General features: G+C 66.4%; 29 protein-coding genes and 2 pseudogenes. 19 read left to right on the forward strand and 12 right to left on the reverse strand.

The genetic code is table 11. The features are described 5' to 3' along the window. Positions 1-2 precede the first annotated feature (2 nt). Genes F8S09_RS14980 through F8S09_RS14990 form a run of 3 tightly spaced genes read right to left on the reverse strand, consistent with a single transcriptional unit; the run spans position 3 to position 1,509 of the window. Positions 3-584 carry a hypothetical protein gene (locus tag F8S09_RS14980; protein ID WP_152872275.1) on the reverse strand — a complete coding sequence of 194 codons (582 nt, stop codon included), beginning with the start codon at positions 582-584 and terminating at the stop codon, positions 3-5. 52 nt (positions 585-636) lie between these two features. Beyond that, entirely contained in the window at positions 637-858 is a 222-nt protein-coding gene (locus F8S09_RS14985; RefSeq protein WP_152872276.1) for a hypothetical protein, read from the reverse strand. A gap of 3 nt (positions 859-861) precedes the next feature. After that, positions 862-1,509, reverse strand: a complete 648-nt coding sequence (locus F8S09_RS14990; RefSeq protein WP_152872277.1) for a hypothetical protein — start codon at positions 1,507-1,509, stop codon at positions 862-864. 346 nt (positions 1,510-1,855) lie between these two features. Here F8S09_RS14990 and F8S09_RS14995 point away from each other — a divergent pair, with 346 nt between their 5' ends. Continuing rightward, positions 1,856-3,850, forward strand: a complete 1,995-nt coding sequence (locus tag F8S09_RS14995; protein ID WP_152872278.1) for a WD40 repeat domain-containing protein — start codon at positions 1,856-1,858, stop codon at positions 3,848-3,850. 75 nt (positions 3,851-3,925) lie between these two features. On the opposite strand, the gene F8S09_RS15000 is transcribed toward F8S09_RS14995, so the two are convergent. Both F8S09_RS15000 and F8S09_RS15005 read right to left on the reverse strand, forming a co-directional pair. Continuing rightward, positions 3,926-4,630 carry an RES family NAD+ phosphorylase gene (locus tag F8S09_RS15000; RefSeq protein ID WP_152872279.1) on the reverse strand — a complete coding sequence of 235 codons (705 nt, stop codon included), beginning with the start codon at positions 4,628-4,630 and terminating at the stop codon, positions 3,926-3,928. Then, complete coding sequence (locus F8S09_RS15005; RefSeq protein WP_227978731.1) at positions 4,627-5,118, reverse strand: MbcA/ParS/Xre antitoxin family protein; 492 nt, start codon at positions 5,116-5,118, stop codon at positions 4,627-4,629. The genes F8S09_RS15000 and F8S09_RS15005 overlap by 4 nt, the downstream gene beginning before the upstream one ends. A gap of 386 nt (positions 5,119-5,504) precedes the next feature. On the opposite strand from F8S09_RS15005, the gene F8S09_RS15010 reads away from it, so the two are divergent. The 4 genes from F8S09_RS15010 (at position 5,505) to F8S09_RS15025 (ending at position 10,762) form a co-directional block, all read left to right on the forward strand. Then, complete coding sequence (locus tag F8S09_RS15010; protein WP_152872280.1) at positions 5,505-7,592, forward strand: WD40 repeat domain-containing protein; 2,088 nt, start codon at positions 5,505-5,507, stop codon at positions 7,590-7,592. A 126-nt stretch (positions 7,593-7,718) separates the two neighbouring features. Then, positions 7,719-9,248: a hypothetical protein gene (locus F8S09_RS15015; RefSeq protein WP_152872281.1), complete on the forward strand. Its 1,530-nt coding sequence runs from the start codon at positions 7,719-7,721 to the stop codon at positions 9,246-9,248. Continuing rightward, complete coding sequence (locus F8S09_RS15020; RefSeq protein ID WP_152872282.1) at positions 9,245-9,850, forward strand: hypothetical protein; 606 nt, start codon at positions 9,245-9,247, stop codon at positions 9,848-9,850. Before F8S09_RS15015 ends, F8S09_RS15020 begins: the two co-directional genes overlap by 4 nt. 384 nt (positions 9,851-10,234) lie before the next feature. Continuing rightward, positions 10,235-10,762, forward strand: coding sequence for a hypothetical protein (locus tag F8S09_RS15025; protein ID WP_152872283.1), 528 nt, complete (start codon positions 10,235-10,237; stop codon positions 10,760-10,762). A 646-nt stretch (positions 10,763-11,408) separates the two neighbouring features. Here the strand turns inward: F8S09_RS15025 and F8S09_RS15030 are convergent. Together F8S09_RS15030 and F8S09_RS15035 are read right to left on the reverse strand one after the other, a co-directional pair. Beyond that, on the reverse strand, positions 11,409-12,431 hold the full coding sequence (locus tag F8S09_RS15030) for a tyrosine-type recombinase/integrase (protein ID WP_152872284.1): 1,023 nt from the start codon (positions 12,429-12,431) through the stop codon (positions 11,409-11,411). Between the two features lie 213 nt (positions 12,432-12,644). Then, on the reverse strand, positions 12,645-12,905 hold the full coding sequence (locus tag F8S09_RS15035; RefSeq protein ID WP_322618863.1) for a helix-turn-helix domain-containing protein: 261 nt from the start codon (positions 12,903-12,905) through the stop codon (positions 12,645-12,647). Between the two features lie 71 nt (positions 12,906-12,976). Between F8S09_RS15035 and F8S09_RS15040 the strand changes: the two genes are divergently transcribed. The 3 genes from F8S09_RS15040 to F8S09_RS15050 all read left to right on the forward strand — a co-directional run bounded on the left by F8S09_RS15040 (position 12,977) and on the right by F8S09_RS15050 (position 14,581). Then, positions 12,977-13,828, forward strand: a complete 852-nt coding sequence (locus tag F8S09_RS15040; protein ID WP_152872285.1) for a hypothetical protein — start codon at positions 12,977-12,979, stop codon at positions 13,826-13,828. 66 nt (positions 13,829-13,894) lie between these two features. After that, positions 13,895-14,143, forward strand: coding sequence for a hypothetical protein (locus F8S09_RS15045; protein ID WP_152872286.1), 249 nt, complete (start codon positions 13,895-13,897; stop codon positions 14,141-14,143). Between the two features lie 9 nt (positions 14,144-14,152). Then, positions 14,153-14,581: an AbrB/MazE/SpoVT family DNA-binding domain-containing protein gene (locus F8S09_RS15050; RefSeq protein ID WP_152872287.1), complete on the forward strand. Its 429-nt coding sequence runs from the start codon at positions 14,153-14,155 to the stop codon at positions 14,579-14,581. Positions 14,582-15,286: 705 nt separating this feature from the next. Here F8S09_RS15050 and F8S09_RS15055 read toward each other — a convergent pair. Further along, positions 15,287-15,754 carry a hypothetical protein gene (locus F8S09_RS15055; protein WP_152872288.1) on the reverse strand — a complete coding sequence of 156 codons (468 nt, stop codon included), beginning with the start codon at positions 15,752-15,754 and terminating at the stop codon, positions 15,287-15,289. A gap of 518 nt (positions 15,755-16,272) precedes the next feature. Here F8S09_RS15055 and F8S09_RS15060 point away from each other — a divergent pair. From F8S09_RS15060 to F8S09_RS15070, 3 genes are all read left to right on the forward strand, one after another. Next, positions 16,273-16,617 carry a hypothetical protein gene (locus F8S09_RS15060; RefSeq protein WP_152872289.1) on the forward strand — a complete coding sequence of 115 codons (345 nt, stop codon included), beginning with the start codon at positions 16,273-16,275 and terminating at the stop codon, positions 16,615-16,617. Positions 16,618-16,630: 13 nt separating this feature from the next. Continuing rightward, complete coding sequence (locus F8S09_RS15065) at positions 16,631-16,864, forward strand: hypothetical protein (protein WP_152872290.1); 234 nt, start codon at positions 16,631-16,633, stop codon at positions 16,862-16,864. A gap of 140 nt (positions 16,865-17,004) precedes the next feature. Beyond that, on the forward strand, positions 17,005-17,508 hold the full coding sequence (locus tag F8S09_RS15070; protein ID WP_152872291.1) for a hypothetical protein: 504 nt from the start codon (positions 17,005-17,007) through the stop codon (positions 17,506-17,508). 208 nt (positions 17,509-17,716) lie between these two features. Here the strand turns inward: F8S09_RS15070 and F8S09_RS15075 are convergent, their stop codons facing one another. Next, positions 17,717-17,902, reverse strand: coding sequence for a hypothetical protein (locus F8S09_RS15075; protein WP_152872292.1), 186 nt, complete (start codon positions 17,900-17,902; stop codon positions 17,717-17,719). 62 nt (positions 17,903-17,964) lie between these two features. Between F8S09_RS15075 and F8S09_RS15085 the strand changes: the two are divergent. From F8S09_RS15085 to F8S09_RS17750, 5 genes and pseudogenes are all read left to right on the forward strand, one after another. Continuing rightward, positions 17,965-18,398 (forward strand): annotated as a pseudogene (locus F8S09_RS15085) (single-stranded DNA-binding protein). A 229-nt stretch (positions 18,399-18,627) separates the two neighbouring features. After that, positions 18,628-18,930 carry a hypothetical protein gene (locus F8S09_RS15090; RefSeq protein WP_152872295.1) on the forward strand — a complete coding sequence of 101 codons (303 nt, stop codon included), beginning with the start codon at positions 18,628-18,630 and terminating at the stop codon, positions 18,928-18,930. Then, on the forward strand, positions 18,930-19,061 hold the full coding sequence (locus tag F8S09_RS18210; protein ID WP_265469100.1) for a hypothetical protein: 132 nt from the start codon (positions 18,930-18,932) through the stop codon (positions 19,059-19,061). The genes F8S09_RS15090 and F8S09_RS18210 overlap by 1 nt, the downstream gene beginning before the upstream one ends. A 114-nt stretch (positions 19,062-19,175) precedes the next feature. Beyond that, positions 19,176-19,379 (forward strand): hypothetical protein, encoded by a 204-nt coding sequence (locus F8S09_RS15095; protein WP_152872296.1) that lies wholly within the window; start codon positions 19,176-19,178, stop codon positions 19,377-19,379. Between the two features lie 237 nt (positions 19,380-19,616). Continuing rightward, positions 19,617-19,790, forward strand: coding sequence for a hypothetical protein (locus F8S09_RS17750; protein ID WP_194165377.1), 174 nt, complete (start codon positions 19,617-19,619; stop codon positions 19,788-19,790). A gap of 440 nt (positions 19,791-20,230) precedes the next feature. Here the strand turns inward: F8S09_RS17750 and F8S09_RS15105 are convergent, their stop codons facing one another. After that, positions 20,231-20,752 (reverse strand): hypothetical protein, encoded by a 522-nt coding sequence (locus F8S09_RS15105; RefSeq protein ID WP_152872297.1) that lies wholly within the window; start codon positions 20,750-20,752, stop codon positions 20,231-20,233. 76 nt (positions 20,753-20,828) lie between these two features. On the opposite strand from F8S09_RS15105, the gene F8S09_RS15110 reads away from it, so the two are divergent. Then, complete coding sequence (locus tag F8S09_RS15110) at positions 20,829-21,203, forward strand: hypothetical protein (protein WP_152872298.1); 375 nt, start codon at positions 20,829-20,831, stop codon at positions 21,201-21,203. Here the strand turns inward: F8S09_RS15110 and F8S09_RS15115 are convergent. Next, positions 21,178-21,375, reverse strand: a pseudogene (locus tag F8S09_RS15115) (transposase); the annotation flags it as partial. The gene F8S09_RS15110 and the pseudogene F8S09_RS15115 overlap by 26 nt on opposite strands. 19 nt (positions 21,376-21,394) lie before the next feature. Beyond that, positions 21,395-22,768 carry a replication initiator protein A gene (locus tag F8S09_RS15120; RefSeq protein WP_322618864.1) on the reverse strand — a complete coding sequence of 458 codons (1,374 nt, stop codon included), beginning with the start codon at positions 22,766-22,768 and terminating at the stop codon, positions 21,395-21,397. A gap of 853 nt (positions 22,769-23,621) precedes the next feature. Here F8S09_RS15120 and F8S09_RS15125 point away from each other — a divergent pair. Together F8S09_RS15125 and F8S09_RS18215 are read left to right on the forward strand one after the other, a co-directional pair. Continuing rightward, positions 23,622-24,389, forward strand: coding sequence for a ParA family protein (locus tag F8S09_RS15125; RefSeq protein ID WP_152872299.1), 768 nt, complete (start codon positions 23,622-23,624; stop codon positions 24,387-24,389). Between the two features lie 23 nt (positions 24,390-24,412). After that, the gene (locus F8S09_RS18215) at positions 24,413-25,282 is read left to right on the forward strand and encodes a ParB/RepB/Spo0J family partition protein (RefSeq protein WP_152872300.1); all 870 of its coding nucleotides are present in this window, start codon (positions 24,413-24,415) and stop codon (positions 25,280-25,282) included. Positions 25,283-25,758: the final 476 nt, after the last annotated feature.

Consider the following 25,758-nt stretch of genomic DNA (forward strand, 5'->3'; position numbering starts at 1 on the left):
GGCTACGGGGTGAAGCTGACCGGGAGCGGGAGACCTGGAGGCCTGTTCCTTTCCCGGGGTGGATGGAGCCACAGGCGGAGGGTGGCCTGCCCGGTGCTGCCCCAGCGCGTGCCCTGCTTCTGCACGGTCAGATCGAGCACCGAGAGACTCGGCCGGGCGTCCCCCGCCGCCGTGACCTTCAGCGTGAGCTGACCGCCCTGGAAAAAGGGGCGGCGGGCGTGGACCATCAGGTCCGGGTCCCGGTAGAAGACGGTCTCGTGGCCCAGTCCCTGGGGGCGGGCGAACAGCTCCCCGATGGAACGGTTCAGCCAGCGGCGGCTGACCTGCACCACCTTCACGGGCGTGTCGGCAGGAACGCCATTGAGGTCGAACACCAGGGTGACCTCCCGGGTCTCGCCGGGGCGGAGGTTGAGGGCCGTCGAGTAGTCCTGCTGCCAGGGTTGCCGTTCGGCGTTCCGGAGGTAGACCAGGGGGTCCAGGCAGAAGGGCGTGTGCGTGCACATCCCCTGGACGCCGTTCCCCTTGGGGGAAGTCAGCCAGGCCCCGAAGGCGATCAGCGCCAGGGCCAGAACCACGCGCCGCATCCACCGCCTCCGGTCCTTCATGCCCGCCCCCAGCCATGGCGTCCCCTGGGCGTCACGGTTCCTCCCGGTCGCTGCGGTCCCACAGCCGAGCCGCGCCCCAGCCCACCAGGCCCCCGGTTAGCGCCAGCGCCGCCGCCACCCAGTACAGCTGGGGCAGATGCACACCCGAGATCTCATCCATTGAGACGAAGACCGCGACGGCCAGGGCCAGCCCGAACAGGCCCACGGCCCCCAGGGTCACCAGGATGGCCAGCAGCCGGGGCCACTTCACCACGCCCTAGTGTCCTCTGGCCTTGCGACAGTCGATCCGGGCCGAGCCGGTGCGGTACCGGGCGGTGGCCTTCCGGGTCGGGTCCGCTTTCAGGGTCGCGGTGATGACGGTCGTCTGGAGGGTCTTGAGGCACTTCGTCCGCAGGACCCCGAACCGGTCGATGGAGGCGACCTCCGGGCGGCTGGAGTGCCAGGTCACGGCGCGGCGGACACTCGCCGGGGCATCCAGAAAGACCCGGTAGGCCGTCCAGGCGGGCCAGGAGCCACTCACGTCGCCCCGGGTGGAGCGGATCTGGAAGTCGCGGATCAGCGGGGCGTCGGGCCGGGGCCTCAAGGTCAGGGTCAGGTGGGGCGGGTTCACCGGGCCGCAGCTTCCCTCTTGCACCCGCACGCCCCGCACGGTGGTGGGCTGATACCAGCGCTTGGACGCGGTGATGGTGTAGCGCCCATCTTCACCCTTCTGAAAAGTGACCTTGAGCGTATCGCCAGTAGAGCGGTAAGGATCAAATCCAGCAGCGGCCGTGCCCAGGACCAGGCCGCGCTCGTTCTTGACGGTGACGGAAACCGGGGAGATAAGGATGTCGGCGCACAAGGGCCGAGGAGACGCCGCATGCGGGCTGACCGCCAGAGCCAGGGTCCACAAGGTGGGGAACATGCCCTCAGGCTACGTCCGGTGTCTGACGCCAGGCTGTGCGCGAGGAGGTGAGAGATCCACGGAGGCTCGTGGCCCAACGCCGTCGCCCCGGCACTGCGCGGCACAGGCAGACCTGCGAACACTTGCCCACGGAAACTGAAAGGGACGCACGGGGAGGGAACGGCGCGGCAGAGGGTGCCCCTGGAACTGAACGGCCTGGACCGCGACTTCGCGTTCGTGGGAGAACTGCGCCGCTGAACGGCCAGCGCAGAGGCCAGACATGAGCCGTACGCCTAGGCCGGAACGGACCTCGCGTTCACGCCCCCTCTCACGGCCCGTCAGCCTGCCGCCCCTAGGCTGGGGGTCCATGACGACGCCTCGTTCGGTGCCCCGCCGCTGGCGGCTGGCCGCTGCCCTGACCTGCGCCGTGCTGACCGGCGCAGCCCCCGCCCTCCAACTCTCTCCCGGCGGGACGGCCCGCATCGACGGCCACGCGGCGGGCACCTTCGACACCCTGAATTCCCCGGCGGGCTTCGCGGGCGGCCTGGCCTGGGGACCGGACGGCACCGCCTACACCCTGGACGGGACGCGGCTCCTCTACCGCTGGAACGCGCAGACCGGGAGGCCGCTGTCGCGCCAGGTGTTGACACTTCCATCCAGCCTGCCGGACGCGAAGGCCGACTACGGGCCGAGGTTGCTTCTGGACGGCTACCGCGCGGACGGCGGTGCCTTGACCGGGCCGTTCATCCGGGTCCGGGGCTACAAAAAGGCGACGCCCTATCAGACCGCCTACACCCTGCGAGCGGACGGCCGGGCCGTGCTAGGGGACATCTGTGCTCCCTCGCAACAGCACCTGGTCGGCTGCGCGGATGGGTACGGCGTGACGGTCCTCTCCCCTCAGCAGGGACGGGCGACCTTGCGCCTGTCGGGCCGGGAGGGGCCGGTGAGTGACATCACCCTCCCCGCCGGACAGGTGCTGGACGTGGAACCCTCGCCCGACGGCACGCGGGTGGCGGCCCTGCGCAGCGTGGAGAAGCGTGACTACGACCCGAATGCGGCCCTGTATCTCGACGTGGCGACGCGGGACGGCAAGGTCCTGTCGCGGCAGGTCCTCGGCAGCTTCGGGGTCAGGCGTGACGGCGAGCCCCAGGTGCGCTGGGTGGATGCGGGGCGGCTGCTGACCGCGACGCCTCAGGCGACCTCCCGCGTGTACAGCGCCAGCGGGCATCAGGTCAGCCTATGGAGCCTGAGCGGTCAGGGGCCTCGATGGACGGTGGGGGCGGGTGAACTGCGCGACGCCGTGCCCTCGCCGGACGGCACGCTGTTCCTGACCGTCCGGAACGGCAGCGTGCCCGAGGTCCGCCGCGTATCGGACGGCGCGTTCGTGCGTCCCCTGGGCACGCCAGTCACGGCGTCGGTGCCCTTGCCCGGCGGGAGCGCCCTGGTGGCGCTGGACACCGGCGACGGCCAGGGCGAACTGCGGGTGGTGCGTCCGGGGGGTCAGGGTCGGCGCCTGGGTGGGCCGGGACTGGAGGGCGTGACCCGATTGGTGGTGAGTCCAGACGGGCAATTCATCGCCGCCGCCCGCTCCGAAAGTGTGGCGGTCCTCGACCGCGCCGGGCGGACCCTGCACACCTTCGCGCTGCCGGAGAACGTCTACCGAACGGAGTTGAGCTTCTCCGGGCCAAGGACGCTGTTCGCGCGGCTGGAGAATGGGGGCGACGACTGGCAGGGCCGCACCTGGGACGCGGTGACCGGACGGCTGCTGGGTCAGGAGGCCAATGCCCGCCCAGTGGGGACGATCCAACTGCGGACGGAGGTCCGGCAGCGGCCGGGTGGGGGCTCCCAGTCGCGGCTGAGTGCTACCGACCAGAGGGACCGGGTCCTGTGGCAGGAGGCATGGCGCAGCACTTCTCGCCCGTATCTCCTGCCGAGTCCGGACGGCCGGGCGGTGGTGCGGGGAGTGGCCCGGCGCAGCAAAGTGCAACTCGAACAGGCCGACCTGTACCTCTATCGCCTCGACCCCCGCACGGGCCAGGCGGACCCTGGCCTGACCCTGCGGACCGGCGACCCGGAGGAGGCGTACCGGGGGCTGAGGCTGCTGGACTACGCCCGGGACCGCCGTCATGTGCTGCTGTATGAGGCGTCCGGGGACGGATGCGGCGCGGCCTTCTACGGCCTGCGTGTGGCTGACTTGGAGACACGGCGGGAGGTGAAGTTGCCCTCCGCACTGACCACAGGCCTGACGCGCCTGACCGGGTGCGGGTATCCGACGCCCTGGCCCACCGCTGCCTTCACGCCCGAGGGGACGGGACTGCTGGTGCGCGACGGCAATGCGCTGAACTGGTGGCGGCTCCAGTGAGAAACGGGGCCAGGTGGGTCTGTCTCTGGCCCTGACGACAGTGAAAAGGAGCGTGCCCGGCGGTCTTAGGCCCCGTCATGTCCGCAGCACGTCTGGGCTCGGCGGCTGTCGGGTGGCCACAGCGACCTGCCGCGCCGGATCCCACAGCAGATAAACCTGACTGGTGCGGCCCACGTTGCGCACGGCCCAGGGCTGAAGGAACACCACGCAGGTCTGCCCGGGTTCCGGGGCGCGGACGCTCTCGTAGACGATGCCTGCCCGGTTCTCGGCACGCACCTCCTCACCCAGCGGCTGCGAATAGGCGTAGGAATCCGGGTCGATGGCCAGGTGCCCGAGATAGTCCGGATCCTGCATCGCGTCGTAGAAGGTGTCCTGGGCGTCGCACTCGTAGACGGTGTACTCCGTCACATGGGGCGTGTCCGTCAGCCCCTCGTCGATGGCCCTCGCCTTGAAGTGGTGGGCCACCTCGTGGACGCAGGTCACCAGCCTGTCGGCGGCGTACCACGCGCCGTGCCCCGGTACCGGCACGTTGAAGCGGTTGTTGCCCGCATGTTCGAAGGCAGCCAGAACCATCTGCTCGTACGGCTGATAAGTGACGCCCTGCCCGCTGGTCACCCGGCCGTTGGTGAGGTTGTCCAGGTCGAGCAGGATGTCGAACTCGTCCCGGTCCTGGGCAATGGCGCCGAGGACCGACGGGCGGGGCGTCTGGGCCTCGTAGCGGGAGGGAATCAGCCGGGAGGTCAGGGCCTGGTGTGCCCGGAGCGGTGGAGGCTCCCTCAAAGGTCCACCACCGTCTCGAAACTCGAGGCGGCCTTGCGGGCCTCGGGCGTGACCGAGAACATCCCGCTGCGGTCGGCATCCAGTAGTCGGCGCACCTCGTACATCGCGGGGATGCCGCCCCGGCTCATGTACTCCAGGGGGGTCTGCCCGGCAAAGGGGTGCCGCCGGTTGGCCCGCCTGAGCCAGCCGTCGGCCGCAGCGTCGTCGTACAGGATGTGCAGCGCCTTGTAGATGCCGACAACCAGACTCAGCCGGGTAAGCTGGTCCTGGGTCAGCTCGGGGCCGTTCCCCGCACCCGCACGCTGCAAGCTCCGGGCACTGAGGCCGAGCAGCCAGGCCTGCTGCTCGCGGTTCAGGCCCATTTGTTCCAGCATGCGGATGCCAGCGGGCAGCCCCCTGGAGAGGCGCTGAATGACCGCCGGGTCGGTGGTGTCCGGAACCTGCTGGTTGAGCAGCGGTTCCCTGATGGCGCGGGTGGCCCGAGACATGCACAGCTCCTTTCGAATCCAGCCGGACTCGTGTCGGAAGAATACGCGACTGTAGTCCGACACATGTCCTGTTCAACCTGTGGGAGCACGCGCCTACAGATCAGGTCCCACCCACGAGGCGCTTTTGTGGTGCGGGGGGCAGGAAAGCGTCTACTTGGCCGCACCCTGCCCGGTCCAGTGGCCCCACGCGGCACCCGGCGCTCCGGGGGGCGGCCTCCCTGCGTGGGCCACGCCAGCGGCGGCCTCGGAGGCTGGTCTCTCCAGGGTGACGGATGGAACCGTGCGGCGCAACATGCCGGACGGCTCAGGTTGGGGCCAGGTGAACGTGCAGCAGGACGTTTTCGGCCGGGTACGGCTGGGGTCAGCTTCGCCCCTTAGCCTGTGGCATGGCCCGATCCCTGCTGCTGGCGTCCCTCCTGCTGGCCGTGTCCACGGCGGCTGTCGCCCAGACCACGCCCCTGACCCTTCAGCTACGGACCACCGTGCAGACACCCAGCCTGGGCACCGGACCACTGGCCCTGAGCCCGGATGGCCGGACGGTGGCGGTGCTGCGGCTCGACCGGATCCGGGGAAGCCGCGCCACCCTGGTCCTGAGTGACGCCCGGACTGGCCAGGAACTTCGCCGGATCGCCACCACGAACACATACGACGGGGCGCTGGTCTTCAGTCCCGACGGACAGACCCTCGTCAACGTCGGTTCAGACGTTCAGGCCTATGACGTGGCGACGGGCCGGGTCCGCTGGAGCCACAGTTCCAGCGACGCGGTTCCCAGCAGCCCCGCGGTCGTCTTCAGCCCCGATGGGACGGCAGTGTACTACTCGCACCTCGACATGGTCGGCAACCGGCACCTCATCCGCAGTGATGCACGGACAGGGAAGGGCACCTGGGACGCTTTCCGCATCACCTCGGTGGCGGAACAGCCGTCCCGCGAGCAGAGCTTCTACGGCCGTGTCCTGTCCCTGGCCGTTCACCCGGCGGCTGTAGTCCTGGCCTCCGGGTCCTTCGGCGGGGGCATCGTGGTGTGGAACGCAGCGACGGGTCAGAGGACTGGCACCCTCAAGGATCAGCCTTCTGCTGCGCGGGCCACCCAGGCGGGCCGTGCGGGCCAGACCGCGCACGGCGGGCGGGTGACGGCGCTGACCTTCGCTCCGGACGGCACCCTGATCTCCGGGGCGAACGACGGCACGGTGAAGCGCTGGGACCTGGCGACCGGCCGAAAGCTGGGGGAGGCCCGGCTGCCCGACGGCGTGCAGGCCCTGACGCTGCGGCCCGGTGGGCAGGGCGTGCTGGTCGCCTCCGGGCGGAACGTCGTCCAGCTCGGCCTGCCGGACCTGAGACGGGAACGGGTGCTCGTGGGACACGCGGAGCAGGTGGGGTCCCTCGCTCCCGCCGGGGACGCGCTCTGGACCTCCAGCGCCGACAGCACCGTCAAGCGCTGGAATCTCAGGAGCGGTTTGGACGAGGCGACCTACGGCACGGTGAAGACCGCCGCCGTCAGCCCGGATGGACGGACCCTCGCCCTGAACCTGGGGGACGCCACGGTGCGCCTGACCGATACGCGGGGGAACACCCTGAGAACCCTGCGCGGCTTCCTGCCACCTGCCTCGCCGCGCTACGAGTTCATCGGCGGTCGCTCGCTGGCTTTCAGTCCGAACGGGAAGGGGCTGGCAGGCGGGCTCTTCACGATGAGCGGCGTCATCATCGAGAAGTACGCCGCTGGGAGTGCGGCTTACCTGTGGGACGTCAGCACGGGGCGGCGGGAGCGAACCTTCCCGAATTTTCCGGCCCAGGAACTGACCTGGTCCCCCGACGGAGGCTTCCTGGCCGGGGTCAACCATGTGCCGGGCAACCTGGACACCTTCGAGGTCCGGGACGTGAACACCGGGACGAGCGTGGGCCGGGGAGTGCCCTCCTATTCGGGGCAGGAACAGGAACGCGGCGGCGTGCTGGCCGTCTCCGTCCCCACGGTGCAGTGGGTGAACGGTCAGGCCTGGGTGCTGGGCATGCAGTACCCGCGGTTCGAGCCCGGTAAGCCGCTGTCGTCCCAGTGGCCAGCGGGCATCTGGCGAGCACGCACCGGCGTGAAGGTGCAATCGCTGGGAAACCTCGGCATCTCGGTGCCGCGGCTCCTGGCCAATCCTGCCGGGACACGCGTGGCCGTGTCGGGGGGCAATGGGCTGTGGCTGCTGGACGCCCGCACCGGGAAGGCCCTGCGGTCGTACCCACAGGCGTCTTACCGGGACCAGCCCGCGTCCTGGCAGGAGCCGCGCCGCCTGCTGTGGAGCCCGGATGGTCGGTTACTCGCCCTGAACCGGGGTGAACAGGGGCTCAGCCTGCATGACGGCGGCAGCGGGCAGCCACTGGGCCGCCTGCCCGTCCGGGCCGAGCCGTTGGGCTTCAGCGAAGGGGGTCGGGCACTCGTGACCCTGAACCAAGAGGGCGTACAGGTCTGGGAGCTTCAGCCGGGGAAGTGAGGTGATCGGCGCCCCTCCACCTGGCACGATGTTTAGCCGTTGGGATCCCCCTCCCACGTGAAGGCCGGACGCCGCAGCCCCGACGTCGCCTCATGCGCCGTCAGGCTGGCTGCCAAAAGCTGAGGTATGTCCTGGCCCCGACTCCTGCTGCTCTCGGCTCTGCTGTCCGGCTCCGCGCTCGGTCAGGTGACGCCGCCTCCCGGGCCCCCCGCCCGCTCCCAGCCTGCCCTGCGTCTGAACATCGACGAGCTGAACGCGGAGGTCGCCCGCCGAGCCCCGGCCTACGGGGGCTTCTTCGTGCGGGATGGCCTGCTCTCCGTCTACGCCACTTCCACTGACCCTGCCCAGCGTCAGGCGGCCGTGCGCGAGCTGTTCGCGGTTCAGGGCGAGGAACTCAGGCGACGGGGCTTCTCTCCGGAGACGGTCGTCTTCGTGCCTGGCCAGTTCAACGCCGAACAGCTCCTGGAAGCGAAGGTGGCCGCCCGGGGCATCGACGGTTGGCAGAGCATCGACATCGACGAGACCCGCAACCGCGTGGTCGTCGAGTTGCTGCTGCCCGGCATGGAGGAGCGTGCCCGGGCGTACCTGGCCGAACAGGGCCTCCCCCCGGGCATCGTCGTGATCGCGCCGGTTCCGGCAGGCAAGTTGCCGGAAGGCCCTGCGTTCCGTGCGCTTCACCAGGCCCGGCTGGAGGTCCCCACTCGCGTGCACCAGGGAGACACCCTCCCCATCGAGCTGAAGGTCACCAATCCCAGCGAGGAGCCGCTGCTGCTGGACCACGGCGCCTGTGCCCTGGAGGTGGAGATTCGGGATGCGGCTACCGGCGAGGTCGTGCTGCCGGTGCCGGGAGCGCAGAACTGCCTCTCGGTGCTGTACCACACACCGGTCCCCGCCCGCAGCACGGTGACAGTGGGGCGCCGGGAATGGAACCTGCAACTCCCCACCGGGGCGCTGGTGCCGCCGGGTCGGTACCTGATCCGCGCGACCTTCGAGGTGGGGGTCCCCGACGCGGAGGTCATCCGCCCCCCGGACCAGACGTTCGAGGTGGTGGCGAGGAACCCGGCCACTGGCACCGCGCAGGTGCGGGCCGTGCTGCGTGACGGCGCGTCTGGCATCGAGTTCCGGACGCGCCTGGGCGAGGAAGGGGGACGGCAGGTCGTGTTCGTCTTCGTGCCGGATCGCCGGGCACAGGCAGGGGTGGAACGCCTGCTCCGGGAGCGCAGGCTCCCCCTGGACCGGGTGCGCTTCCGAATCCTGCCTCTCACCCGGGTGCCTGGCCAGGGGCAGGGACAGGCCCAGTTGAAGTTGGAGGCGCCCGGGGGAAGCCAGTATGGCTTTGAGCTCTCCGCGGACGTGACGCCTTGGCGGGCTCAGGGAGCCTGGCGCTGTGAGCCCGTGGTCAACGTGGTCGACCCCCGCAGCGGGGACGTGGTGGGAGGCTCACCCGGCTTCTGGGGGCGTCAGGGGTGGTCCCCGTGTTCGGAAGATCGCCAGCCCTTGCCCTTCCCGTGGCGCGGCGGATGGAATGGGCGCCGGAGTGACGGCACACCGCTGCCTGCGGGCACCTATGAGGTGCACGCGGGCCTGAAGGTGACCCTGAAGACGGGCCGGGTCGTGTGGCTGCTGGCCCCGGTTCACGAGCTGACGGTCCCGTGAGGCGCCTTCTGCTGTGGGCCGGAGTCCCCCTCTCCCTGGCCTCCGCCGCCCCCTCCGATGTGTTGTACACCAAGCGTCTGGACTTCCTGACGCATACCGAAACCCGCCGGGAGCTCGATCTGGGGAAAGGCCTGCGCGTCGGGGTCGAGAGCGCACCGGGAGAGTACGTGTACGAGCCGCGCGTGAGCTTTCTCTTCCAGAAGCTGCGCCCGGTTCTGCCCGCACCCTTCGCAAAGAGCTACATCCTGAACGAGGTGCCCTTCCGGGTGATTGGTCATTACCGCATCTACGCTCAGCGGCTCCTCACGCCCAGCGTCTTGACCCTGATCCTTCCGCTGGAGAACACTCGCCCAGGCGACCTGCACTTCGTCTACCTCTGGGACGGCCAGCAGTACCTCAACTGGGGACGGGCGGACGGGCGAGGGGCGTTCGTGGCCCTGGCGCAGTTCTCACCGTTGCTGAAGACCACAGACTTCGGCTACGGGGTCAGGATCGTGATCGCCGCCGTGAGCCGTCAAGCCCTGACGCCCGTGTGCCGGCGTCGGGGAGGCACGGTGGGCGTGGACGGCTGCAACGCCTCGGGCTTCCCGGGGTCGCCGTGAGGGAGAGGAAGCTTTTCCCAGGCCGAGGCCCACTCGTCCTCCCTGCGCTCAGGGTCACCCTTCGGTCGGATGCTCCTGTCGACCTCTCCCCGGGAGACTGAGCCGTGTCTCCCTCCGTTCTCGCGGTGCCTGCCCCGTGGCTCGCCCTCCTTGTGGGCCTCATGCAGGGCCTGCTGTTCTGGTGGCTCCAGCAGTGGGCTGAGGAGGCCCCGTTCCCCGCGCCCTGGTCCACCGTTCTGACGGTCCCCGTGGTGATGCTCCCCCTGGCCTTCTCCTTGCTGGGTGCCTTCCTGACCCGGGAGGCCCGGCTCACCTGGGGCACCCTGGGCGTGACCGCTCTGACCACCCTCGCCGTCCTCTCGCACCTCGCTGCTGTTCCGCGGCATGGTCACGAACGCCACCCTGCTGGTCGGGGGCACGCTGTTCATCAGCGTGATGGGCCTGCTGATCGCGCTGGTGTCGGCCCTCTTCGACGGCATCGGCCTGGACGCCGTCCCCCGCTCCCTGGGGGAGCCATGGGTCTTCCTGCCCCTGGCAGGAGCGGCCTTCGCCTTCAGCGTGACCTGGCTGCTCACCCGCCCCGAGTTACTGGAGGCTCCAGTGCGGGTCCTGCTGACCGTGCTGTCGTGGCTGCTGCCCCCCGCGGCCGTGCTCACTGGACTCTTCGTGCTGGCCCTGCCGGTCGCCGGCCTGCACAACGCCGAACGCCTATTCGAGGGCCTGCTCTCGTCGTCCACCTACCTCGCCCTGACCCTGGCCGTGCTGCTGCTCACCCAGGCGGCATATCAGGATGGAGAGGAACGCCCGGCCCTGCCCGACTGGGCGCGGCGGCTCGCGTCGGGGACACTGTTCCTGCTGCCCCTCTTTCCCCTGCTCGCGCTGTATGGCCTTTCCCGGCGGGACATAGAGTAGGGCCTGACGGAAGTGCGGGTCATCGGCCTCGCAGCTGTGGGAACGGCTTGGACCGCCCGGCGTTCGTTTCCCTGGCTCGACGGCCTGGGGCGGGTCAACATGGTCACGCTCGCCCTCGTGGCGACCGTCTCGTTGGCACCCAGTCTGCCGGGCGGAAGAGAGCGGCACCAGCTCCAGGACGGACAGAAGGGGAGACCGCATGGGGGCAGTCTGCACCGGCAGCGCGGGCCGCACCGTTCCTGGCGCCCTTTCAGCCGTTACTCGCTGGGCTGGTCCGGGTCGTCCTACCTGGAGGAAGCCGGGGGTCAGGACCGAGCAGCCTACCGCGCGTGCACCTCCTTACGGAGACGAACGACCGCAAGGCTGGCCGCGATCTCCAGAAGGTCAAGCTCCGTTCGAGGGGTCTGTACCCCCTCGGCTTCGGTTGGAGGCCCCTTCCTGGCGTTCCTGTGAGACAGTCAAAAAAAGATCGTCCCAGACGGCTTTTTTCGAAGTCGTTTTTTGTTTAAGGCGAAATATCTGCCAATATTTCGATCCAACCAGAAACAGTCATTTGTTGGAGCGGCGGCGTGGGAAGTGAACGTTCCTGCAATGGCTCACGACCTTCGGCATCGCGAGCCGTCCGGACCAGCGCGGCGTAGGCGGCCTACCAGCCGGCGAGGTCACCCTTAAGGTCATCGATCGGGAGGGCCGCGTACCCTTTGCGGGTGGTGTCCACGCTCTCGTGCCCAAGGTGCGCCGCCACCCGCCCGAAGTCCTTGACCTGCCCCAGCAGCCGCGTCCCCGCATACTTCCGCCCCGGGTGAAAGCCCCGGAACTTCACACCAGCAACCTGAAACGCCTTGCCCAGGTGATACCGGGCCGTCTCCGGATCCGCGAACCGGAACACCCGGTCGGGGCTGGTGGTGCGCAGCCCGTTGAGCTGCTCCGTGCCCCCGGGGCCGTACAGGACCCGGTAATCGCGCACCGCCCGCGCCAGCGACGTGCTCATCGCCACCACCCGGCTCTTGCGGCTCTTGCCAGACGTGACCAGGAGGCGCCGTGCCCCCTCGTCCAGTTCTTCCCACCTCAGCGCCAGGGCCTCGCTGATCCGCAGCCCCCCATGGGCCGTGAGCAGCAGCAGGAGCCGGGCCTGTACGTCGGCCACCTGCAGCACATCGTGGAGTTCGTCGTCGGTGTAGGGGGGGCGTTTGACGAGCCCCGGCGTGGGATCGCGGGGCACGCGGACATCCTGGAAGGGCGTGGCGTCGGTCGCCCCGGCCCAGCGCAGGGCCCGGTAGAGACAGCTGGCGGCCGCGACCCGTTGAGAGACGCCTGCGGGCGCCCGGCCCTCGGCCAGAAGAGCGTTGACGAAGTTTTGGCCTTCGTGACGCCCGGGGCGCAGCAGACTGACGGCCTGAGTCTCAGCCCACGCCAGGAATTGCCGCACGCCCCGCCCATAGGCCGCGACCGTGTGGGGGCTGGTCAGGACACCCGACGCGCCGGCGTGGCTGAGGTAAGCGGTGGTGAGGCTGACGAGAGCTGAGATGTCCCTGTCTGCAGCAGCCTTGACCGCCCGGCGCCGCAGCTCCTCGTCGTGGAGGCTGGTCCATTCCCGGGTGAGGGCGAGCAGGTCACCGCGGTAGAAGGCGAGCTCTCCCCCACCGGGTCTTGGCTGCTGTTCAGGCATAAGTAACATTATACCTGAAGAGCCTTCACTTAGAGAGCCAGTGACTGACCCTCCACCTGTTCGCAGTCCCAGGTGACCCCAAGTGATTCCCCGCCGCCTAGTGGAGGGAGCCAGCATCGGGAAGACGACGGCGACGCTCTTCGCTGTTGAGGGCAGAATGACCGGGCATCCGAGCACCCACCACACAGCCTGGGATCCATCACGAGTCGCCCTCTAACTTTTCTGGGGACCATTGCCAGAGTCAACCCGTGTCTCTGGTCTCTGCCGCAGCAGCTCTGCCGCGTCCAGCCCGAAGGCATCGGCGATTCGGCCGATGTTGTCGATGCCCAGATTGCGCTCGCCCCGCTCAATGCCTCCGATGTAGGTGAAGTGCAGCCCGCTCAGCTCCGCCAAGACCTCCTGGGTCAGTCCACGGGCTTTGCGAAGAGCACGAACATTCTGGGCGAAACGAAGACGCAGGGGATGCGGAGTCACCCCCCCACTCACCCGCAACTTCAGATCTGATTTCCATAGACGATGAGTATTATTTTGAGTAGGTTGTGGGTATGGCCTCCCCCGAGTTCCCCGGCACCCCACCCATTGAAGGCCCTCTCCCCTGGATCACCCTGCAATTGCTCGGCATCATCCACGACCTCGACCACCACCGTGGCTTCCGGGAGGACCCGTCCCCCCCACCCCATCTGGAAGAAGTCCTGCGGGCCTTGCGGGGGTATGGGGAGCAGCTGGCCGCAGGCCAGCCAGGTGGCCAGGGAACAGGCCTGACGAACAAAGAGGCCCGCCAGATCGCCGCCACACACGTGGTCCGTGTCACTGGACTCCAGCCCTACCTGGTCACCCCTGACCGGCTCCGAGCGGAGCTGGGAGACCTGATCGCGACCGCCACCTCAGCGCCGTCCCAGGCGCTGATCCAGCTCCACACCCTGACGTACCTGCTGTCGACCCTGACCAGTGAGCCCATGGAGCTCAAGGCGGACCTGAGCCGTGTTCGTCCCCTCTCGGTCGCCCAGCAGTTGGTCTACCGGGCTTACCGGGTGGCCCTGGTCGCCCGTTCGGAGCAGCAATCGTCGTACCGGGAGGTCGTGGCGGCGGCGCATGCGGACGTGGACTTGCCGTACCACCTGGAGGAACTCGCCGAAGGGCATGGGGGGGCACCAGGCCTACAACTTGGAAGTTCCAACCCATGGATGAGGCGGCCGACGTCGCAGAGGGAACGGGAGCAACTCATGACGGTGGTCGAGGCGATGTGTCGTGTGCCCCAGCCCACGGAGCGACAGCGGGGAGCGCTCGCATATGCGGCCGCGCAGCTGGTCAGACGGTGGCGGCACGAGCAGGACGTCGATGCGGTGATCGCCGCGGCCAACTTGCGCGTCCTGCTGGAGCGTCAGGGAATCCAGTGAGGAGGCTGACGCCATGATGGAACTCCCTTTCCCTCTTGAGCTCTACCCTGGAAGAAGGAGGCTGCTATGAAAGGTGTGGGCATTCATGTGATTCCGGATCATGGCATCGACCCCATTGCCATTAGCAACCAGGAGATCATCACCATCGAGGACATCCGCAGGGCAGCCTGGGCCGTCAACGGCACCGAGGCAGGCGTCCACTACTTCATGACCCATCGTCACGCCGTTTTCGGGGACAGGACCGTGGCCGAAGCGGTCGAGGCTGGTAAAGCACGGGTCGTCCTGGGAGCCATTCTCAACGCCGCAGGCATTTGAGTCCACACCATGGATATGACCTGCCAGATCTCCGGCAACCGACTGACCCTCCACCTGCCTGCCGATATGCGCGAGGCTCTTGGATTCCAGGACGGCTCCACTGTCACCGTCCACCTCGTTGATGGAGCCCTCGTGGTCTGGCCTCAGACATTGACTGAACGCACCTTGAACGAACTGCCAGCAGACGTGCCTCCCGAAGCTCCCGGTGGTGACCTCGGCCGGAACTGGGATGCGGAGGACGAGGTGCCCTCTCCTCCCGACCACGGTCTGCTGACGCAGATCACGGGTCTGGATTGGACACAACTTCAGGCTGTGGTACATCAGGGGGCAGACACACCACCGACAATCAGCCCGCAACCGATCGCCACGAACCTCGCGGCCCTGCGTGGCACGCCCTGCCGGACCGCTCCTCACCGGACGCCTGGGTGCATGTCATAGACCTCGAACACCTGGGACGCCTCCTGCTCCAGCAGGGCTACACGCTCCCCCCTTCAGACCCTTTTTGATCGCCTCTTCGCCGCACCGTTCACGCAGCCCAGGTCCGCGAACCCCACGCGGAAGGCCGCTTGGTAAGGCGGTCTTCCCCCCTTCCGGTGGTGTGCCGACGCTTGGGTGGCCTGCCTGAACCTGCCCTACCACCCAGCACGAAAGCACCTGCTTCTGGGGTGTTTCATCCACGCATCCCCCAGACACGGAACGCCAAAGAGGAGCCGGGAAGGACTGGCTTTTTCGGGGTCCCCCGCAAGGAGAACCCAGCACGGCACAGCGACTCGGCAACTCTCACCGCACACACGGCAGCCACCCATGACGGTCCTGCGAGATGCCTTGGCGTCCCTGGAAAGGACCTCGCCCGAAGCCATCATGTCCCCGAAGTTCAGGCGCCGTTGGCCCGTTCAGGGATGCTCCAGCCTGCTGCGGTGCGCAGGACCGAGCGAGTTCATGGACAGTCCTCGTGCCGCTCGACCAGGCATCACCACGCGGGGAAAACGGCGACCAATCACGCCTTCAGTAGTGGCGCAGACGTCTCGACCGTACCCCCTGTCTGGACTCTCCCGAGGTCACGTCAAGCCTCTGAACCCAAGTGCAATACACGCGAGTGCGGGTGCCCGGCATCACCCGGAACACCCGCACCCGTGCCCCCACTTACTCCAGTGGACTGAGGGCTTTGTCCAGCGTTTCCTGCAACCGATCCAGCTTGGACTGCACCTCAAGGTTGGAGGTCTCTTGCGCTTCCGCCCGCTTCGTCAGCTCCTCCAACTGCGATTCCAGGGTGCCCACATACGTCCGCAGATCGGTCAGTTGCTCAGTCATCGCCATCCAATCTGCTCGCGTGATCGACCAACCAGAAGGGCTTTCCTGGTCGCTTGCGAGTTGACGAAAGGCATCCGCGTAACTGATCCGACGTTCGTCGGCGAGTTGCATGCCCTGGAGAATCAGGTCGCGCTGCTGCTCCGTGAGACGCATCTCCAGGAAGTTACGGCGCTTGTAGTACTGCGCCTGGTCGCCCGTGATGAGGAGGTACTGCCGCACGATTTCCTGCATGTTGCGGCGGCTCTTGCCCGTCACTTCCATTAATACGTCGAGGGTCAGTGGCGGTAAATCCTGGGTCATGGTCGGGCTCCTTGGACGGACGAATTGAGCAGGAAGGTGACGTTGAGTGGTGGGATTCGGTGGTGGCGTGAGTGGGCAGATGTGGCGACGTTCAGATGCGGGGGAGTTGCAGTTTCTACCCTGAAGAGAGATTGACGACCTTCAGCATACTGCGTACCTTCGTCCGTTCGCAGGCATTGAGTGATCTTGTTACGATCTTACTTCGTCATGTCTAAAGCTTACTTCGTCAGTTATTCGATCTTGCCCCACGCTTCTCATCTGACTGCGTTCCCCTCACTACTGTTTCACTCAGCTTCTCATGTGCCGGGAGGTCGGGCGGCTCGACCCTCAAAAAGGGCGTTACATGGAATTACATAAACAAAACGTTCTACGTCATGTAACCCGCCCCCCAACGTCCCCTCCACCCCCGCCCAGCGCCCGCCAACCCCTTACATCGCCCCCAAATTCAGTTCTGGAATCCAAACCGCTTCAAAAGATAAACCAGATGCACTCATCTGCTCTCATCCACCCAACCCGGAATGCCCCTGGCCGCAAGCGGCAGCCCGCCCCGCATGAGCAAGCACTTCTTCCGCACCGAGATCGACGGTCAGAAGCCTCTCGTCGACGCCGGATGGGACCGCCCCCTCGGGCACCACTACCTCAACATCGAACGCGAAGACGCCTCCGAAGAAGACGCCCTCCTCTACTCCAGCCTCACTGACCGAGCCCTCTACAACCCCGAACGTGGCCGCCTGATGGCCGGACTCACCGTGGAAGAACTCGCCGCCAAACTCACCGAGCACGGCATCACGCCCCCCGACGGCTTCCTGACGGCCCTCGAAGAAGACGCCCGCAAGAACGTCGGCAACGCCATCCGGAACTAGTAAGAAGCCCCGCATGATCCCCCCACCCCAACCCTCCTACCGCCCCCTCCCGACCGGCGCCCGCGTTCTCCTCCACCTCGTCAGCCTGCTGCTCGCCCTCCTCCACGTAGCCCTGGCGACCGCGCTCACCCTCGCGCTTCACCGCTTCGCCCCCCGCCTCGACCCCAAACTTCGCCTCCACCTCTCCCCCTTTCTGGTCGCCTCCACCCTCGCGCTGTGGGCCTTCCTGATTGGCCCCCTCTTCTAACGTCCCCCCACGCCACTGGTAGGAAGGCCGCGCCGCGGCGGAGTGAACGAGGCCCCTGAAGAAGGGTCAGTCCGCGCCTCACGCTCCGCCGCCCCACCCCCCACCCGGCCCCCCGCCAGGCCCCCGAAGGAGAGACCACGATGGCCCCCCACACCGCCGACCTGCACCACGAACACCACACCCTTCGTCAGCTGCTGCGCACTCTGAAGCACCCGGACGGCACGCCCCTCTTCCTCGCCCAAGAGAACCGCGCCATCGCCGACCTCCGCCGCGTCCGCACCCTCCTGCGCCAGCTCCCCGGCGACCCCCTGGCCTGCCGCAGCATGCTCCGCACCCGCGCCGAACACGCCCTGCGCACCGGGCACCACCCCACCCTCAATGCTGCCCTGCAAGCCTGGGCCTTGCAAGAAGGATGCCCCGCCTGGTGGCTCCTCGAAGGCCACCTCACCTTCAACCACGCGACCTACGCCCTGCTGCGCCAGATGGACTGGATCGGGAAGGGCAGCCTCCACACGGGGACTCTCACCCTCCACCCGCACCTCGCCTGCCGACACCGCGCCGTTCCAACTCCTCCGCGAGGTCCTCATGATCAGCCCGAGCCCCGCGAACGGCCTGCCGGAATTCCACGAGTTGCACTTCAATAACCCCGCGCGCCCCTATTGACATCGCGTCCTCTGCCCAACCTTTAAGGTCAATATCCCCCTCTCTTCTCTTCGGCCTGCCCTCCCGGGTGGGTCTTTTTTCATGCGGCCAGTGACCGCTGGCCGCTCGGCGTTCGCCTCCGCGTCCGGCCGCACGCCAGGGGCGGCATCACCATCCCGCCCGCGTCAGGGCGAGGTCCCTCACCGTTCGCTACAACCCCTCCTCACCCACACCCTCGTGGAACTGCTGGACCTCCACGCCCCCAACCTCAAACGCCAGCTCGCCATTGACCTCCTGCTCTCCTGCGGAAACCTCATGCCCACCTAGGCTATGGAGCTGGCCCTCGGCGTTCTTCAGGACGTTGCGCCCGTCGTCCGCGATCCCCAGGTCAGCCAACTGATCGGGGCGAACCGAGCCTCATCACGGACAGCGGCAGGAACGTGCGGCTCGCGGGCGGCATGAACCAGGTTGAACTCAACGAGAACCTCAGCGCGGACGTGGAGGTGCGGTACACGCCCGCCGGGGACGCGGTGGCCGACCTGCGCATGGCGGTGAACGAGCGTTACCGCAACGCCAGAACCAGCAGCAGGAGAAAACCCACTGGGTGACCGTGACAGTGTGGCGCGAGCAGGTCGAGGCGGTGGAGAACCTGAAGAAGGGCGACGCGGTCTTCGCGCAGGGAGCGCTCATCGACAAGTCTTGGACTGACGACAGCGGGAACAAGCGCCGCCAAAAGAAGGGAGAGGCCAGCCTGGTGGTGGCGCTCGCCCGCAACACGACCAGCGGCGAGGGGAACTCCACCTGCACGCCCGCCCGTGCCCAGCCGCGCCGGGAACGCGCCGCCATAGCTGCCGCGCCTGCTGGACGGACCGGGGGGCTCGACATCGACTAGGGGGTGGATGACTTCCCGGCGGACGAGCAGGACCTGCCGTTCTGATTTACCTTCCCGGGGGAGGGGCCGCGACCTGGCCTCTCCCCCTTTCGTCATGCCTCAGACCAACCCGGCCTGCCCTTACGCTCGAAGAGACGGCCCCCGAATAGACCCTCGCCCTGACAGACGGAGCACTCTCACGCCCAGGAACCTGGTCCACCTCCTGCACAGCCTGCTCACGCCCAGCTTCATGCTGACTCAGCCGAACCCCATGCGCCTGCCGGACGAGTTCACCACCCTCGTCGTGCATGACGACCGTGGGCGGGGGGACGCGGCGTACGAGACCCGGACCAGCCGGGGCGAGGAAAGCATCCTGCCGGACACCTACGAGTCGGGCCTAACGTGGCACGAAGCGTACGAGTACCTCGTGCAGTCCGGGGCGCGGAAGGGTCCCCTGTGGGCGTTCGAGCAGAACCTCTCGCTGGACAATCTGCTGCCGCCCCCCGTGCTGCTGAAGTTGCACACTGAGGACGGGTCTCTACGTTCTCCCTGATGACCGCGGGGGACGCTGACGACTTCCTCACGACGATCGTTCCCACCTTCCTGAGGTATCAGCACGATCCGCTGGAGGCGCTCATCGGGCGGGAGGTGGCGTGGCAAAACGCGCTGGACGCCCGGCCGTAGGGCGGGTCCTGCATCGGAACAGTGCAGCGGCTGCTGCCGGGGGGTTGAAGCGGGGGGTGGGGCACATGGCCGCCCCCCGGCCGGGACGTACCATGCCTGATGAAGGAGGGACCGATGACGAGAGTGACCGCGACCGTGGACGAGCAAGGCCGCTTGACGCTGCCCGAGGAGATCGCGCAGCTACTCCAGGCCGGGCAGCAGCTCGTCATTGACCTGCCATTGGAGGAGAATCCCTTCACCCGCTTCATCGGGACGCTCCCCCCGTTGGACGTGGACAGCGTGGCGTATTACCGACAGGAGCGGGGGCATGAGGAATGACCACCTGCCTGGATACAAATGTCCTGAGTGCCCTGCTCGTTGCGGAGCAGGGCGCTTCCTTGATCGCGGTGCAGTTGAACGCGGCTCGCCCTCGAGGTCCCCTGGTGATTCACGTGGGCGTGTTCGCGGAACTCCTGGCCGCGCCGGACATGACACGGGAGCACCTGGCGGCATTCATACAGGAGACGGGCGTGCAGGTGGACCCGGAGCCGCCGCTAGCGGTGTGGGAACAGGCAAGTGCAGACTTTGCGGGGGTACAGCCTGCGGCGGCTGGCCAGTGGTGGCGGCCTGCCCCGGCGGCCCCTGCTGGACTTCGTGATTGGGGCGTACACCCTGCACCTGGGGGCTGCCTTCTTCACGCTGGACACGCAGCATTACCGCCTGGCGTTCCTGACCTTGCGCCTTGTCTGACGGGCATGACTCCTCGCCCCGACAGGGGGCTGGGCAGGCGCTGTGGCATGCTTCCCATGGAATCCGGGATGGTGTACGGCGAACCTTATTAGGTTCATCTGTGGCCCGCCGTAACTCTCGACCAGCCTGACCGCCGCCCCCACCACGAGCCCCCACGCGGAGCAGCGGCAGGCTCCAGCGGAGGCGGGAGCACTCACGCCGCTTGCTCTTACCATGGGTCCTTCACGTTGCGGCTATCCGTTGGCCCACACCTTGTCGACCGCTAACTTAAAGGGGACTCACCACATCTGGCTTTGCCTGATGGCCTGTCCCGTCCTCCCCTGCCCATCCCCACCGTTCCGCAGCAGCAACCCTCATGTCCACTGCCACCATCGGCCGTATTCCTCAGCCGACAGCTCGTTCTTCCTATGGTGGCTTGGATCTCCGCCTCCTCACTGGGGCTACACCGTGTCCTCTGGGAAGCGACCAGTGACTCTTCGGAATGCGGTACGTACAGCCGCCGCCGTCCGTTCATGAAACAGGTTGAGCTGTAGCCCTGCTTCTACAAGGGGTCGAAGTGGAGCCGAAATCTGTTCCAGCACTTGGGCTTGGTAGCGCAGGATCATCTTTCTGACCTTTCTCGGGAGTGGCTGCGCCCTGGGCTGAAGTTGCCGTTTCAGTGAGGCGAGACTCGGCAGCGGTGGGGCTGATGGAGGCGGCTGATGAGGCACCTGGGGTGTGACGGTGCTGGCCGTTTGAGTTAAGGGAATAGAGGCGGGTGCAACGGTCAGGGCTTCTTCCCCAGACGTGAGAACCTCCAGCCGTTTTCGATACACCCAGAGGCGACGGCAGTTCTGCTGAGACAGGCGATCCATGGCCTCGTCCAGCCGTTCCCGCAACGCTTCAGGCACCCGGAAGTCGAGTGCCCGCCGGACAAACAGTTCCTCATCGCGCCCAGCAAGAAGCAGGAGCAGGTCGTTCACGGTGGGCCGCGCGCCCTGCCCGAGCTGGGCATGGGCTTCTAAAATGCGTTTGTTAACGTCGTTGAGAGATTGAAGTGTGCAGATGATCGCTACGTGTATCCGGAAAACCGAAGGCTTGACTGTGGGGAAGCGCTATGCCGTTTTCGGCCTGGTTCATTTTCCGAGCAGACTTGAGCTGTACATCATTGACGACTACCACCAGGAGGATCCCTACCCCTACCCGGTGCATTGGGACGCCCAATGGTTCAAAGTCACCGGCCACATGGCTGGAGACCTCCAGGTCTCCTACTCGTATCAGAGCCTGTCCGTGACCGTCAGTCTGACCGCCTTCCCGCCAGAAGTGGACGAAGAGCACTTCTACGATGATCCAGGTGCAGCAGATCCAGAGGTGTTCCGTCAGATCAGAGCGCTTGAGTCAATGATCCTCAGCGGCGGACACTCGTTGGGTTGACCGCTAGCTCACCTCCAGGGGAGTCCCGAGCCAGACGGCGCAGCATGAGGCGAATCATGGCCAGATGCACCAACATCTCGGTGGTTTCTGGAAGCGCTTCGTAGTCTTTCGACAGGCGACGGCATTCTCTGAGCCATGCGAAGGTGCGCTCCACGACCCAGCGGCGGGGCAAGGCTGGCCTTCTCCGGCCCTCACGCCGTCTTCAATTGGGCTTTGAGGCCCTGAACGAAAGTGTCCTGCTCGTTGCGGGCCAGAGCCGCTACCGCCTCCTCCAGCACCAACGGTGCGGCCACCCGGCCCTCCAGGACCGCCTGCCTGACATGGTCCAAGTCGGTGGCGCTCAGTCGCTTGCGGTACAGGAATCCCAGGCGGGCCACGAGCTTCTCCGCCTGTTGCGTGAGCGGGAGAGCGACGAACTCGTCGGCGATGGTGGGGACATCCAGCAGCGGCTCCATTCGCGAGGCTTTCGCCACGGGTCTGGGGGATCCCTCGCTGCTGACGGTGGACCCTGGCAGCGGGACCCCAGCGACGGGGTAAGGGTATTCGTCCGGATGCCCAATCAGGTGCATCAGGGCGGCGGCCTTGGATTTGCGCACCACCAGGACGCCCCGCTGCACCAGCGTGTCGAAGCGGTCCATGCATTCGATGAGGAAGGCGCGGCCATGTTCGCGAAGGAGCTTGCGCGCGACTCCGTCGGCCACACCGTAGGTCCGGAAGCGGCGGGCTAGGACCGAGTCCATGGGCGTGAACTCGCGCACGAACTCATAGCGGATCACCTGCGCCTTGCCCCTCCCGGTGATGCTGACCGAGCGTAGGTAACCGCGTTTGACTAGTTCCTCGTGCGGCGACGCCAGGGCACGGCGGATGTTGCCTGGCACCGTACTAGGCAGCTTGCACTGTTCCGCCCAGGCGATCAGGTTGACCTCCAACTGATCAAGCGGCTGATCCGGATGCTCAGGATCGAAGCGCGCTCCATCTAGGATCCGGTAGAGGGCCCGCGTGCGGGGCCTGGACAGCGACAGCATGAACTCGGTGTCCAAGGGTTTGAGGTACCCGCCCCGAATGCTGGCCACAATCGCGTCCGCGAGGCGACCCGAGATGACGGTGCGCTCGTCGAAGGTCCCGTACTGGTCAGCGCTCGAGAAGTCCAGGGATTCGATGAAGTGGAATTTGGCATGGGTCCATCGCCCCTTGGGATGGTCCCGCCACCCTCCACTCACGCTGTAGGAGGACGTGTGCAGGCGCTCGAGGCAGTGGCGCAGGGTCGCGTGGTATTTACCCGTGTTGTGCCAGCCACATAGCTTGAGCAGTGCGGTGGCGCTCACCGCAAATCGCCCGTCCTCCGGCTCTCCCTGCTCAATGTAGAGGTTCAGCAGGGCGGCGGTGACGTCGCTGTCCAAGCCATGGGGCACCGCATATTTCGGGAGCGCCTCACAGCGGACCCGGACGACCCGGCCCTGGTTCTCGAACGTCACGTCCCACTCCGTAACCTCGGCCTGGTCCACCGCCGAGATCAGGTTGAGCCGGGAAAGATTCAGCTCGTCGAAGCGACTGGGTTTCGACACGGGCCTCCTTGATTGATGAATTCTACCTTCTTTGAAAAAGAATATTGATTAAAAGATATGATGATCATCATCAACACTCCTAGAAGATTTATCGTCTCAGCCGATAAATTTTGCCCGAATCGCTCAAGTGTGTCGTCGGCAATCGCTCAAGTGTGTCGTCGGCAATCGCTCAAGTGTGTCGTTGTCGGGTACCCGAATCGCTCAAGTGTGTCGTCGGCAATCGCTCAAGTGTGTCGTCGGCAATCGCTCAAGTGTGTCGTTGTCGGGTACCCGAATCGCTCAAGTGTGTCGTCTGGGAGGGCAGTCGAATCGCTCAAGTGTGTCGTCGGCAGTCTGGACCAATCGCTCAGGTGTGTCGTCGGAGAAGGGTACAAATCGCTCAGGTGTGTCGTCGGAGGTGTAAAGCACGGGCAGGGCCCGGTGAGTGCCGAAGCGCGGGGAGGAAAAAAGAAAAGACAACGTCTCCCCCACTAGGTAAATGGATGATCGCCACCCACAAATGAAGGGGTCCCCTGATGTTTTGGCCAGATCCATCTCGGGGCTGGGCAGGTTGGTGGTTTTCATTTTGACGTTGTCCAGCTCGACCAGGAACTTCTAAGAAGCCAGGCGTGAGCAGCTTGGGAAGCCAGGCCTGAGTCTGAACGGTGACTGCTTCTAACTCGAGCTGTCGCTCTCCCAGAGCAGTTCCCCGGGCCAGGGGATTCTCACAGCTTCCAGGTGTGTGAGCCAACTTCCAACGGTCGGGTACAGCGTCATGCAGTCTGCCCATCCAGAAACCGCTGAGCCTTAGGTCATACCGGTATGACCCGTCCTGTCCAGCCACATAAAGCCGGAAAAACAGTATGGTCAATCCATGAAGATCGTGACGGTGTTCAACCACGCTGGCGGAGCGGGAAAGACGTCCATCACGCGCGATGTGGGTTATACCCTGGCCCAGGCCGGACAGCGCGTGTTGCTGATCGATCTCGATCCTCAGGCGAACCTCACCACTTGGCTGGGCCTGGGGGACGTGGATCTCGAAGACACGGCCCATGTGGTAGCCACTGCTGGTAGGCCGCTCCCCCTACCGCGGGAGGTGCATGGTCTGCAGTTGATACCTTCCCGGGTCGACCTGGCTTTGGCCGAGGCAATGATGCCGGGCGTGATCGGAGCGGAGATGTCGCTTCGTAAGGCGCTGGGTGCCGTGCGGCCGAACTACGACCTCGTGATCATTGACAGTCCACCCAGTGTCGGCAAGCTGGCGGCGATGGGTGCGCTCGCTGCGGATCACCTGATCGTGCCGGTGCCCACCCGTCACAAAGGGCTGGACGCTCTGCCGGGCTTGCAAGCGGTGATGAACATGTACCACAATCTGCGCCCGGAGCTTACGGTCGGCCTGTACGTCCCCACCATGTACGATGCGCGGCGGTCACACGACCGCGAGGTCTTGCAGCAGTTGAAACAGTACTTGTCGCCGCTGGCTGAACCGGTTCCGCAGCGTGAAGCGGTCTGGATGGACAGCAGTCTGGCTGGACAGCCGGTGGGCCTCTTCGCTCCCAACAGCCCAGTCGGGCAGGATGTCCTGCGGCTGACCGCCGACGTCGCGCGCATCCTTGATCTCCCCTTCGAGGTCCGGTCGTGACTGGGAAGGGAAAGCGGCCACCCATGCGTGCGGATCTGAGTGCCTTGCTGACCAGCACGGCCCAGGCCGGGAAAGCCGTCCAGCCTTCAGGCACGCTGCCCCTTACCCAACTGCGGCCGGGCGCGGCCCAGCCTAGGCGCAATTTTGACGAGGCGAGCTTGCAGGCCCTGGCGGCGAGTGTGCAGGAGCGGGGTGTGCTGCAGCCGCTGCTGGTGCGACCCATTGACGGTGGCTACGAGATCGTGGCGGGTGAACGTCGCTGGCGAGCAGCTCAACTCGCGGGTCTGACCGAAGTGCCGGTGGCCATCCGGGACATGACTGATCAGGAAGCCCGCGTCGCAGCCCTGGTGGAAAATCTCCAGCGCGAGGATCTCAATCTCTTGGATGAGGTGGACGCGAAGCTGGAGCTGGTGGCGATGATCCTCGCGGTGCCGCGGGACGAAGCCCGAGCCCGGCTGTTGCGCCTGACCAAAGTGGCCCCGGGGCCGGAGACAGAACACCTCGACGCCCTGTTCAGACCGCTGGGCGAATCCTGGCGAACCTTCGCTAAAAACAAGTTGCGGGTGCTGAACTGGCCTGCCCCGCTGCTTGACGCCCTGCGAGGTGGACTGCCGTTTACCCTGGGAGCCGTGATTGCTGGGGCGCCGGAGTCGTCGCAGGCCTACCTGATCCAGCGGGCCCGCGACGGGGCGTCACGGGCGGAGCTGCGTGCCGAGATCGTCCGGCTGCAGGCACAGTCGGGCAGGGGAGAGCAAACAGCGGTGGAGCGCCTCGGCCAGCGCCTCAGCAGCCGACGCTGGCTGAATAGCCTGCAGCCAGAAGAGCAAAAGGCCATTGAAAAATGGATGTCCCGAATGCCTGCCGTGCTACGGGTCGCGCTGCAAGAGGATTAGAGGTCTGGATGGTGAGAAGCACCAGTACTTGTACGGTTTAAGGATGGCGGATGTGTGCCGTGTGGTCCCCGCCTATCGCGGACTCGTGGAGTTGCTCTCGCGGCTTTGTGGAGTCGGAGCCTCTCGGGTGTTATGGGTTGTGAGATCCAGGTCTCAACCCTGCCGTGGGCTGGTAAACCTGACGCGGTGGCTCCGTCCGGATTCTATGCTGATCCTAACTAAGAGAATACATGTCTTGGCCTGGTTTGGAAGGTCGGCGCTGCTCAACGGATTGGACAGCGGTGTCGCTGGATTTGAGGTTCACAAGGCAGGTGCAAAAGAAGTGGTTTGGCGAACGCACAAGCTTGAGCTCAGGAGTTGCACCTGCATAACGACGGGGAAGCGCTCCCAGCCGAGAAAATCTGGGAGTGTCTACGTCACAGATTCTGGGGGAGCGCGTCCGCATTCTGGCAGATGAGTTCCTGGCCGTTCCAACC

The sequence above is a fragment of the Deinococcus terrestris genome, assembly GCF_009377345.1.
GTDB classification, from domain to species: domain Bacteria; phylum Deinococcota; class Deinococci; order Deinococcales; family Deinococcaceae; genus Deinococcus; species Deinococcus terrestris.

Excerpts from the sequence above, each read along its gene's own strand:
- F8S09_RS14980 (WP_152872275.1), bottom strand. The coding sequence starts at position 584 with ATGCGGCGCGTGGTTCTGGCCCTGGCGCTGATCGCCTTCGGGGCCTGG.
- F8S09_RS14990 (WP_152872277.1), bottom strand. The coding sequence starts at position 1,509 with ATGTTCCCCACCTTGTGGACCCTGGCTCTGGCGGTCAGCCCGCATGCG.
- F8S09_RS14995 (WP_152872278.1), top strand. The coding sequence starts at position 1,856 with ATGACGACGCCTCGTTCGGTGCCCCGCCGCTGGCGGCTGGCCGCTGCC.
- F8S09_RS15005 (WP_227978731.1), bottom strand. The coding sequence starts at position 5,118 with ATGTCTCGGGCCACCCGCGCCATCAGGGAACCGCTGCTCAACCAGCAG.
- F8S09_RS15010 (WP_152872280.1), top strand. The coding sequence starts at position 5,505 with ATGGCCCGATCCCTGCTGCTGGCGTCCCTCCTGCTGGCCGTGTCCACG.
- F8S09_RS15015 (WP_152872281.1), top strand. The coding sequence starts at position 7,719 with ATGTCCTGGCCCCGACTCCTGCTGCTCTCGGCTCTGCTGTCCGGCTCC.
- F8S09_RS15025 (WP_152872283.1), top strand. The coding sequence starts at position 10,235 with ATGGTCACGAACGCCACCCTGCTGGTCGGGGGCACGCTGTTCATCAGC.
- F8S09_RS15030 (WP_152872284.1), bottom strand. The coding sequence starts at position 12,431 with ATGCCTGAACAGCAGCCAAGACCCGGTGGGGGAGAGCTCGCCTTCTAC.
- F8S09_RS15040 (WP_152872285.1), top strand. The coding sequence starts at position 12,977 with ATGGCCTCCCCCGAGTTCCCCGGCACCCCACCCATTGAAGGCCCTCTC.
- F8S09_RS15045 (WP_152872286.1), top strand. The coding sequence starts at position 13,895 with ATGAAAGGTGTGGGCATTCATGTGATTCCGGATCATGGCATCGACCCC.
- F8S09_RS15050 (WP_152872287.1), top strand. The coding sequence starts at position 14,153 with ATGGATATGACCTGCCAGATCTCCGGCAACCGACTGACCCTCCACCTG.
- F8S09_RS15055 (WP_152872288.1), bottom strand. The coding sequence starts at position 15,754 with ATGACCCAGGATTTACCGCCACTGACCCTCGACGTATTAATGGAAGTG.
- F8S09_RS15060 (WP_152872289.1), top strand. The coding sequence starts at position 16,273 with ATGCCCCTGGCCGCAAGCGGCAGCCCGCCCCGCATGAGCAAGCACTTC.
- F8S09_RS15065 (WP_152872290.1), top strand. The coding sequence starts at position 16,631 with ATGATCCCCCCACCCCAACCCTCCTACCGCCCCCTCCCGACCGGCGCC.
- F8S09_RS15070 (WP_152872291.1), top strand. The coding sequence starts at position 17,005 with ATGGCCCCCCACACCGCCGACCTGCACCACGAACACCACACCCTTCGT.
- F8S09_RS15090 (WP_152872295.1), top strand. The coding sequence starts at position 18,628 with ATGCTGACTCAGCCGAACCCCATGCGCCTGCCGGACGAGTTCACCACC.
- F8S09_RS18210 (WP_265469100.1), top strand. The coding sequence starts at position 18,930 with ATGACCGCGGGGGACGCTGACGACTTCCTCACGACGATCGTTCCCACC.
- F8S09_RS15095 (WP_152872296.1), top strand. The coding sequence starts at position 19,176 with ATGACGAGAGTGACCGCGACCGTGGACGAGCAAGGCCGCTTGACGCTG.
- F8S09_RS15125 (WP_152872299.1), top strand. The coding sequence starts at position 23,622 with ATGAAGATCGTGACGGTGTTCAACCACGCTGGCGGAGCGGGAAAGACG.
- F8S09_RS18215 (WP_152872300.1), top strand. The coding sequence starts at position 24,413 with ATGCGTGCGGATCTGAGTGCCTTGCTGACCAGCACGGCCCAGGCCGGG.